This window comes from Polaribacter sp. (assembly GCF_965656025.1).
Classification (GTDB): Bacteria; Bacteroidota; Bacteroidia; order Flavobacteriales; family Flavobacteriaceae; genus Polaribacter.
Window position 1 is genome coordinate 30,195 of sequence record NZ_CBFHJT010000018.1, and the last position, 1,835, is coordinate 32,029.

General features: G+C 31.4%; 1 protein-coding gene and 2 pseudogenes. 2 read left to right on the top strand and 1 reads right to left on the bottom strand.

What is annotated here, in order from left to right; translation table 11 throughout:
• Window positions 1-284, bottom strand: a pseudogene (locus ACTG3S_RS05190) (proline--tRNA ligase); the annotation flags it as partial.
• Window positions 285-457: 173 nt separating this feature from the next.
• On the opposite strand from ACTG3S_RS05190, the gene ACTG3S_RS05195 reads away from it, so the two are divergent.
• Window positions 458-1,618, top strand: coding sequence for a hypothetical protein (locus ACTG3S_RS05195; protein ID WP_439128306.1), 1,161 nt, complete (start codon window positions 458-460; stop codon window positions 1,616-1,618).
• A 32-nt stretch (window positions 1,619-1,650) separates the two neighbouring features.
• A pseudogene (locus tag ACTG3S_RS05200) lies at window positions 1,651-1,835 on the top strand (hemin receptor); the annotation flags it as partial.

Here is a 1,835-nt window from a genome sequence, read left to right on the forward strand (position 1 = left end):
TAATGTGTAACAACAGCACATTCTTTTGCAAAACCTTCTGCATTTTTTTCTTCAGCTTCAAATAAACTTTTGGGTACAAAAAGAGGAAAATAAGCGTTTTCATGCCCCGTTTCTTTAAACATTCGATCTAACTCAGCTTGCATTTTTTCCCAAATAGCAAAACCATAAGGTTTTATAACCATACAGCCTCTAACAGCAGAGTTTTCTGCTAAATCTGCTTTTACGACTAGCTCATTATACCACTTAGAATAGTCTTCTGCTCTTTTTGTTAAATGTTTACCCATAATTAAAAGTTTGGCACAAATGTTGTTATATTTATAGTGAAATTAATGTTAAAATAGTTGTTGTAACTTATAAAATGATTACAAAACTACTACAAAAAGGTTATAGACCAAGTAAAGTTTTAAATATTTGTATAACATTTTTTTCGTTAATGTTTCTTTTAAAAACAAATAGTATGAAATTATCACATAAAAATAACAGACTTAATACAATAGCATTATTAATAATGGCAAATTTGTTGCTTGTTTCTTGTGGTACTTATCAAAGTGTTTATAACGATGATGGTATTTACGGAGATGATAGGCCAACAAAAAAGGTTATTGTGGTAAATGAAAGAGATTATAATAATTATGACAGTAATTATTTTACAAAAGAACTAGAACGTTTAGAAAATTTAGACAATAACGATATATTTACAGATGTAGATACTTATAATTCTGCAGATACTTTATATATTGAAGATGGATTGAATTATAATACAAATCCTTCTTGGGGCAATAACGCCAATGATGTTATTGTAAATGTAAATGTTGTAGATCCATATTTTAATAATTTTTATGATCCTGCTTTTGGTATGTGGGGCTATAATAATTTTGGTTGGAATAATTGGGGCTGGAACAGAGGTTTCAACAGATGGGGTTGGAATCCCTATTGGCACCCATATCATAATAACTTTGCTTTTGGCTGGGGTTGGAATAACTGGGGCTGGAACAATGGTTTTAACAGATGGGGTTGGAATAGAGGCTATAATAATTGGGGTTGGAATAATAGATTTAACGACAGATATATTAGAAATACAACTTTTGGTAGAAGAGTAGCTTATAATAATGGCACAAGAAGAAATACTAATAATAGAAATACTTCAATATCTACTAGGAGAAGCTCTAGAAACTCTAGATTTAATACATCTACAATAAGAAGAAGAAACTCTAGTACTATAAATCCTACAAGAAGAAGTTCATCTACAACTAGAAGAAGTAGTTCAACAACAAGAAGAAGTTCTGGAAATACGACTAGAAGATCATCATCTAGCACCCGAAGAAGTTCATCTTCTACAAGAAGAAGTTCGGGAAGTTCTAGAGGTTCGTCATCTAGTTCTAGAAGAAGAAATAATATTAGTAGTGTTAATAGAAGCGCTACAAATAGCAGAGGTTCTTACAAGCCCACTACTACAAGGTCTTCTAGAGTAAGTGCTAATACAAGGAGTTCTGTTAGAAGAAGTACTTATAGGCCTTCTACTTCAAGCAGGTCTTCTTCTAAGGCAACAAGTAGTAGAAGTTCATCATCTAGAAGTTCGTCTACAAGAAGTTCATCTTCGTCTAGAAGAAGAAATTAAACACTTAACTATAATCTATTAAAGTATAAAAAATGAAAAAATTAGTAACATTTGCGATTTTGTTCGCAGTAACTCTTACATCCTTTTCTCAATCGTTAGGATATCAAGATTTAGCATTATTATTTTCTAAAGATGATGCAAATGGTACAGCACGTTTTACCTCTATGAGTGGTGCTTTTGGAGCTTTAGGTGGAGATATTTCTGCAATAAACATAAA